This is a genomic window from Pseudonocardia lacus, assembly GCF_018531445.1.
Taxonomy (GTDB): Bacteria; Actinomycetota; Actinomycetes; order Mycobacteriales; family Pseudonocardiaceae; genus Pseudonocardia; species Pseudonocardia lacus.
Window position 1 is genome coordinate 1 of the sequence record NZ_JAHDTH010000290.1, and the last position, 7,318, is coordinate 7,318.

Here is a 7,318-nt window from a genome sequence, read left to right on the forward strand (position 1 = left end):
GGGCCGCCGAACGCGGCGGGTCGGCCGACTCCAGCCCGAGCGCGGCCACCTCGGCACCCTCGACCGCCGGGCCCGTGTTGACCAGCACCCGCGCCCCGCCCTGCTCCCACAGCCGCACCGGCTTGCTGCGGTGGCGGCCGGTCTCGGCGAAGCCCAGCGCACGCAGCGCCGCGGCGATGCGCTCGGCGGCGGCGGGGTCGGCGGCGATCTCGGTGAAGGCGTGCCCGGTCAGCGCGGGCGCAGCGGGCGGGCGGACGACCGCGCCGTCTCCGGCGCGGCGGGCCACCTGCTCGCGCAGCGCGAGCAGGGAGCGCATCGCGTCGGTGGCCGTGCGGCGCGGGTCGGACTGGCGGTAGACGTCGTTGAACACCTCCAGCGACAGCGGCCCGCGGTAGCCGGCGGCGAGCACGTGCTCGACGAAGGCGGGCAGGTCGAAGGCGCCCTGGCCGGGGAAGAGCCGGTGGTGGCGGCTCCACTGCAGCACGTCCATCGACAGCCGCGGCGCGTCGGCGAGCTGCAGGAAGAACAGCTTCTCGCCGGGGATCGCGGCGACGGCGGCCGGATCGCCGCCGCGGGAGAGGATGTGGAAGCTGTCCAGGCACAGCCCGAGCGCCGGGTGGTCGGCGCGGCGCACGACCTCCCAGGAGGCCTCGTAGGTGCTGACGTGCCGGCCCCAGGCCAGCGCCTCGTAGGCGACGCGCACCCCGTGCCGGCGCGCCCGCTCCGCCAGCTCGTGCAGCTGCGCGGCGAGCTCGTCGGGGTCGGCGACGGCGTCCTCGCCGACCGAGGAGCACACGAGCACCGTGTCGGTGCCCAGCGCGGCCATGACGTCGAACTTGCGCTCGGCGCGGCGCAGGTTGGCGGCCAGCCGGTCGGGGTCGGTCGAGTCCAGGTCGCGGAAGGGCTGGTAGAGGTCGATCGAGAGGCCCAGGTCGGCGCAGCGGGCGCGCACCTGCGCCGGCGGCAGCGGCGCGGCGAGCAGATCGGGCTCGAACAGCTCGACGCCGTCGAACCCGGCCGCGGCCGCGGCGTCGAGCTTGTCCTCGAGGGTGCCGGACAGGCAGACCGTGGCGATCCCGAACGCGGTCATCCCGCACCTCCCTGGGGTTGTCGGGCCGCCTGTGGCGCCGGACCGGTGGACTCCCTGATGACCAGCTGCGAGGGCGGCGCCATCTGCGGGGCGGGGCGCCGGTCCGGGCGCGCGGTCAGCGAGTCGAGCAGGATCTCGACCGCGGCCCGGCCGACGCGGTCGTGCGGCCCGCCCAACGTGGTCAGCGCCGGTGTGCACAGGTCGGCGGCGAAGATGTCGTCGAAGCCGACGACGCTGACGTCGTCGGGGACCCGGACCGAGCGCTGCGCGAGCCGGCGCAGCACCCCGATGGCCAGCAGGTCGTTGTGCGCGATGATCGCGCTCGCCCCGGAGCCGATCGCGGCGTCGGCCGCGGCGCCGCCGCTGGACACCGTGGGCGTGTAGGGCCCGCTGCGGTGCGCGGTCACGCCCAGCTCGGCGGCGGCGGCGCGGATGGCCGCCCACCGGCTGCCGGCCATCCAGGAGTTGCGGGGCCCGGCCAGGTACACCAGCGAGGTGTGGCCGAGCGAGGCCAGGTGGGCGACGATCTGCCGGCAGCCCTCGCTGTGCTCGACGACCACGCTGGGAACGTCGCGCACCTGCCGGTTGATCAGCACCACCGGCCGGGTGGCGGCCAGCTCGGCCAGGTCGGCGTCGGGCTGGCGGCTGGCGGCCAGCAGGAAGCCGTCGACCGACCGGGCGACGCGGCGGATCTGCGCCCGCTCGATGCGGGGCGACTCCTCGGCGTTGACGAGCACGAGGGTGTACTCGGCGGCCTTGGCGCGCATCTCCGCACCGCGGATCAGCTCGAAGAAGTGCGGGTTGGTGATGTCGGAGACGACCATGGCGATGGTCTGCGTCCGGTTGGACGTCAGGGCCCGGGCGTGCGGGTTCGGCTCGTACCCCAGCTCCCGGGCGACCTCCAGCACGCGTGAGCGGGTCGTCTCGCCGACCCGACCGGGGTTGGTGAAGGCCCGCGAGACGGTCGAGGTCGCGACGCCGGCCGCGCGGGCCACGTCGTAGATGGTCGGTCCGGGCACCCCCCCATCACAGTGCTGTCACGACGATTTGGCAACACTTGGCAACCGGTTGCCAGTCCTCGGTGCGCTTGCCTACGGTCCGACCCCATGCCGTGGCCGACGGAGCTCACGGATCGGGAGGGCGAGCTGATGGATCGAGCCGTCGACGACGGGGCCGCAGGACGGCCGGCGAGCGTCGCCACGGTCCTGCACCGGGTGGAGATCGGGATCGGCGCGGCCACGCTCGTCCTGCTGTTCGGGCTGGTGCTGGTCCAGGCCGGGCAGCGGTACCTGCCGGTGGAGGGCTGGGCGTGGACCGGCGAGCTGGCCCGGTTCTGCCTGGTCTGGCTGACCTTCACGGTGGCCGGGGCGCTGGTGAGCAGCGACTCCCACATCGCCCTGCAGGTGGTCGACTCGATCCCGCGCGAAGGGCTGGTGCGCGCGGTGCGGGTGTTCGCCGCGGTGATGGTCGCGGTCATCGGCGCCGGGTTCGCCGTCGAGGCGTGGGACCTGGTCACCTCCCAGACCCGGATCCGCTCGCCCGCCCTGGGCATGCCGCTGAGCTGGCTCTACGTGCTGCCCCTGCTCGGTTTCGTGAGCACGGCCGTGCGCGGCGCCGTGCTCGCGGTCCAGATCGCCCGGTACGGCGTGCCCGACAACGGCGGGGGAGCGCCCGCCACCGGGGCCGCGGGCACCGAGGAGGGGCCGGCGTGAACCTGCTGCTGCTGAGCCTGGTGATCATCGCGCTGCTGGCGCTGCGCGTGCCGGTGGCCTTCTGCTTCCTCGGGCCCTGCCTCGGGTACCTGCTGCTCGACGGGCAGTCGCTCGGGTCGAGCCTGCGCCTGGTGGTCAACGCGACGGCCAGCTTCCCGCTGCTGGCGGTGCCGCTGTTCGTGCTGCTGGGCGTGCTGGCCAGCCGCGGTGGCATCGCCGACCTGCTGTTCGACTTCGCGCTGGCGGTGCTGGGGCGGGTGCGCGGCGGGCTGGGGTACGTCAGCGTCGGGGTGAGCCTGGGGTTCTCCTGGATGAGCGGGTCGGCGGTCGCCGACGCCGCGGCGCTCGGGAAGATCCAGATCCCGGCGATGCTGCGCGCGGGCTACCCCCTGCGCTTCGGCCTCGGCGTGACCGGCTCCGCGGCGCTCATCGCACCGGTCATGCCGCCCAGCATCCCCGCGGTCATCTTCGCCGGGGCGGCTGCGGTGTCCACCGGGGCGCTGTTCGCGGCCTCGGTCATCCCCGCCCTGCTGATGGCCCTCGGACTGTGCGTCGTGGTGTTCGTCCTGGTGCGCCGCACGCCGGACATCGTGCCGGTCGGGTTCTCCTGGGCGCGGGTGCGCGAGACGGGCCGGCGGGTCATCGCCCCGATCGGCGCCCCTGTGGTCATCCTCGGCGGGATCCTCACAGGCGCCTTCACCCCGACCGAGGCGGCCGCGGTCGGGGTGGCCTACATCCTGGTCCTGGCCTTCGCCTACCGCCGGCTGCGCGTGCGCGACCTGCCCGGCGTGCTGGCCGAGACGGTGGTCACGACCGCCGGCATCATGCTGATCGTGGCCTCGGCCTCGCTGCTGGGCTACATCCTGGCCCGCGAGCAGGTCCCGCAGGCGCTGACCGAGGGCTTCTTCGGGCTCACCGACGACGCCACCGTCTTCATGGTGCTGGTCGCGGTGCTGATGCTGGTCCTCGGCACGGTCATCGACCCGACCGCGGTGCTGGTGCTGGTGGTGCCCATCCTGCTGCCGATCAGCTCGGGCTTCGGCGTCGACCCGATCGTGCTCGGCGTGCTGATGATCGTCTCGCTGATGATCGGGCTGCTGACGCCTCCGGTGGGGACGGTGCTCTACGTGCTCAGTTCGGTGGCCCGGACCCGCGTCGGCGAGGTGTTCCGCGGCTCGTTGCCGTTCATCGTGCCGCTGCTGGTGCTGCTCGCGGGGATCATCGCCTTCCCCGACGCCGTGCTCTGGCTGCCGCGGGCGCTGGGCCTGTGAACGGCGCCGAGCCGGCCCGATCCGGCGCGCCGCCCGCCCGCCGTTCCTACCTCATGGGGCTGCTCGGCCAGGGGATCGGCCCTTCGCTGAGCCCGGAGCTGCACGAACGCGAGGCCGCCCGGCAGGGCCTGCGCTACACGTACAAGCTGGTCGAGTTGAGCGACGCGCAGCTCGACCCCGGCCGGCTGCGCGACCTGCTCGCGCACGCGGTGGCTCTCGGCTTCGACGGGCTCAACGCCACGCACCCGGTCAAGCAGGCGATGGCGGGCCTGGTCGACGACCTCGCGCCGGAGGCGGCCGGGATCGGGGCGATCAACACCGTCGTGATCGAGGACGGGACCACCCGCGGGCACAACACCGACGTCACCGGCTTCGCGCTGGCGATGCGCGAGGGGCTGGCCGATGTCGGCAGGGACCGCGTGGTGCTGTTGGGTGCCGGCGGAGCCGGGACCGCGGTCGCGCACGCCCTGGCCGGGTCGGGCGTCGACGCGCTGTCGGTGGTCGAGACCGATCCCGTCCGCGCCGAGCGGCTGGCCGCGTCGCTCGACGGTGTCCGCGACCGGGCGGCGGTCACCGTCGAGGCACCCGACCGGCTGCCGGCGCTGCTGGCGGATGCGGCGGGGCTGGTGAATGCCACGCCGGTGGGCATGGCGGCGCACCCGGGCTCGCCGGTGCCGTCCGAGCTGCTGCACCCCGGGCTGTGGGTGGCCGACATCGTGTACCGGCCGCTGCACACCGAGCTGGTGCGCGCGGCCCGCGAGCTGGGCTGCCGGGTGCTGACCGGCGCGGCGATGGCGGTCAACCAGGCCGCCCACGCCTTCGAGCTGGTCACGGGACGGCCGGCGGACCGCGCGGCGATGTCCGCCGATCTCGACCTGCTGGTCGCCGACGAGGTCGGCGCGCCCGGCGCCGAACCGCAGAACGCACGAGCCCGACGAAGGGAATGACCATGACCACCCATCCCCGGCCGCCCCGCGCGCTGCTCATGGCGTCCGTCCTGCCGCTGCTGCTGGCCACGGCCTGCGGCGGGGGCGCCGACACCGCCGGCTCCGGCGAGCCCGGCGCCCCCGAGCAGGTCGAGCTGACCCTGGCCCACAGCTACACCGACCAGCAGCCGCAGCACCGCTGCGGCGCCAAGATCATCGCCGACGAGGTCGCAGCGGCGGACGTCGGGCTGACCGTGGAGATCTTCCCGGGCAGCCAGCTCGGCGGCGACGCCGACCGGTTCCAGTCCGTGGCCGCGGGCGACATCGACATCGACATCCAGGGCGCCTCGGCGCTGGGCGCGTCCCACGCGCCGATGAGCGTGGTCGACGCCGCCTACGCCTTCGACGACGCCGAGCACCTCGCCCGGTTCTTCGCCGACCCCGCCTCCGACGGGCTCAAGTCCGGCTTCGCCGAGGCGACCGGCGTGCAGGTGCTGGGCGCGTGGTCGGCCGGGGCCCGGCAGTTCACCGCCAACCAGCCCATCCGCCGGCCGGCCGACCTCCAGGGGCTGCGCATGCGCTTCCCCAACTCGCCGCAGTTCCTGATGAACGCGCACGCTCTGGGCGCCAGCCCGACCGAGGTCGCGTTCGAGGAGCTCTACCTCGCCCTGCAGCAGGGCACCGTCGACGGCCAGGAGAACCCGATCGTCAACATCGACGCGCTGAACCTCGGCGAGGTGCAGGACCACCTCAGCCTGTCGGGCCACCAGCAGAACTCCAACCTCGTCATCGTCGGCCCCGTCTGGGAGGAGGAGCTCTCGCCCGAGCAGCAGCAGGCGCTCTCCGCGGCCGTCGACAGCGCCGTGGACCGGGTGCCGGGCTGCGTCGCCGAGGACGAGACACGGATCCTCGACGAGTACCGCGCGTCCGGTGCCTTCCAGGTCGTCGACGACGTCGACGTGGCGGCCTTCCGCACCCAGGCCGAGCAGTACCTGCGGGCGAACCTCAGCCCGGAGCAACTGCCCGTCTACGAGGCCATCCGCGCCGCCGCCTCGTGACCGGTGCTGCATCCGCCGCGCCCGGGACCGGTCCCTCGCGGACCGGTCCCGCGGGCGCCGTTCCCACCTTCCGGGGTCCGGTCGAGCCCGCCGCGCTCGGGACGACGCTCATCCACGAGCACGTCTTCGTCGGCCACCCCGAGCTGGACCTCAACCACCCGCACCCGGAGTGGGACCCCGACCGGGCGGTCGACGACGCGGTCGAGCGCCTGACCCGCCTGCACGGCCTGGGCGTCGGCACGGTGGTCGACCTGACCGTGCTGGGCCTGGGCCGCGACGTCGCGCGGGTCGCGCGGGTCGCCGAGCGGTGCCCGCTGCACCTGGTCGCGGCCACCGGCTACTACACCTCGGACGTGCTGCCGGCGTTCTTCGGCACGCACGGTCCGGGTCGGCTGGTGGGCGGTCCCGACCCGTTGGTCGAGTTCTTCGTGCGCGACATCGAGGAGGGCATCGCCGGCACCGGGATCCGGGCCGGGATGCTCAAGGTCGTCACCGACGAGCCGGGCATCACCCCGGACGTCGCGCGGGTGATGTCCGCCGCCGCCGAGGCGCACGCGCGCACCGGTGTCACGATCACCACCCACAGCCGCCCGGCCAGTCGCACCGGCTCCGCCCAGCAGGAGTTCCTGCGCGTCCGTGGGGTGCCGCCGGAGCGCGTCGTCATCGGTCACAGCGGCGACAGCGAAGACCTCGACCAGCTGCGCGCCCTGATGGACGCCGGCTCCACGATCGGCATGGACCGCTTCGGCATGGAGCACGTGCTGCCCGACGAGCGGCGGGTCGCCACCGTCCTCGCACTGCTCGCCGAGGGGTACGCCGACCGGATGGTGCTCTCGCACGACGCGGCCTGCTTCAGCCGGGTCACACCGCCGTCGTGGCGGGCGGTCCGCGCCCCGAACTGGCACTACGAGAACCTGTCGCGCCGCGTGCTGCCGCTGCTGCGCGCCGGTGGGGCGAGCGAGGCCGATCTGCACCGGATGCTGGTGGCCAACCCGGCACGCCTGCTGGCCGTGTGACGTGGATCGCTGACGGCCGGGCGGGGTGCTTCGTCCCCGCCCGGCCGTTTCGCCCATGACGACGATGCCGAGGGCACCGGCGCGGAATTGGTCCCCGTGCACGGCGGCGCTCGCGGGACAGTGAGGTGATCTCAGCGAGTAGGTAAACGTCCGGGCGGGCGACACGGACATTCGGGATGATCTACGTGGTGCTGGTCAGGACGCGGGGTCCTCGATAGGCAGGTTCTCTCTCACAAGATCCACCA

At 74.1% G+C, this 7,318-nt stretch carries 7 protein-coding genes; 5 read left to right on the forward strand and 2 right to left on the reverse strand.

Going from position 1 to position 7,318, the window contains the following annotated elements; genetic code table 11:
• Both KIK08_RS35790 and KIK08_RS35795 read right to left on the reverse strand, forming a co-directional pair.
• The coding region (locus tag KIK08_RS35790; protein ID WP_214407755.1) for a sugar phosphate isomerase/epimerase family protein at positions 1 to 1,090 on the reverse strand (1,090 nt) is incomplete at its 3' end.
• Entirely contained in the window at positions 1,087 to 2,109 is a 1,023-nt protein-coding gene (locus KIK08_RS35795; RefSeq protein ID WP_214407756.1) for a LacI family DNA-binding transcriptional regulator, read from the reverse strand. The genes KIK08_RS35790 and KIK08_RS35795, both read right to left, overlap by 4 nt.
• Before the next feature lie 87 nt (positions 2,110 to 2,196).
• Here KIK08_RS35795 and KIK08_RS35800 point away from each other — a divergent pair, with 87 nt between their 5' ends.
• The 5 genes from KIK08_RS35800 to KIK08_RS35820 are packed head-to-tail and all read left to right on the forward strand — an operon-like array spanning position 2,197 to position 7,073.
• Positions 2,197 to 2,802 (forward strand): TRAP transporter small permease, encoded by a 606-nt coding sequence (locus tag KIK08_RS35800; protein WP_214407757.1) that lies wholly within the window; start codon positions 2,197 to 2,199, stop codon positions 2,800 to 2,802.
• A complete protein-coding gene (locus KIK08_RS35805) occupies positions 2,799 to 4,073 on the forward strand; it encodes a TRAP transporter large permease (protein ID WP_214407758.1) in 1,275 nt (424 codons plus the stop codon). Before KIK08_RS35800 ends, KIK08_RS35805 begins: the two co-directional genes overlap by 4 nt.
• Positions 4,070 to 5,020: a shikimate dehydrogenase gene (locus KIK08_RS35810; RefSeq protein WP_214407759.1), complete on the forward strand. Its 951-nt coding sequence runs from the start codon at positions 4,070 to 4,072 to the stop codon at positions 5,018 to 5,020. Before KIK08_RS35805 ends, KIK08_RS35810 begins: the two co-directional genes overlap by 4 nt.
• 2 nt (positions 5,021 to 5,022) lie before the next feature.
• Positions 5,023 to 6,057: a DctP family TRAP transporter solute-binding subunit gene (locus tag KIK08_RS35815; RefSeq protein ID WP_214407760.1), complete on the forward strand. Its 1,035-nt coding sequence runs from the start codon at positions 5,023 to 5,025 to the stop codon at positions 6,055 to 6,057.
• Entirely contained in the window at positions 6,054 to 7,073 is a 1,020-nt protein-coding gene (locus KIK08_RS35820) for a phosphotriesterase family protein (RefSeq protein ID WP_214407761.1), read from the forward strand. Before KIK08_RS35815 ends, KIK08_RS35820 begins: the two co-directional genes overlap by 4 nt.
• Positions 7,074 to 7,318: the final 245 nt, after the last annotated feature.

Coding starts and splice junctions, on each gene's coding strand:
- KIK08_RS35800 (WP_214407757.1), top strand. CDS start 2,197: ATGCCGTGGCCGACGGAGCTCACGGATCGGGAGGGCGAGCTGATGGAT.
- KIK08_RS35815 (WP_214407760.1), top strand. CDS start 5,023: ATGACCACCCATCCCCGGCCGCCCCGCGCGCTGCTCATGGCGTCCGTC.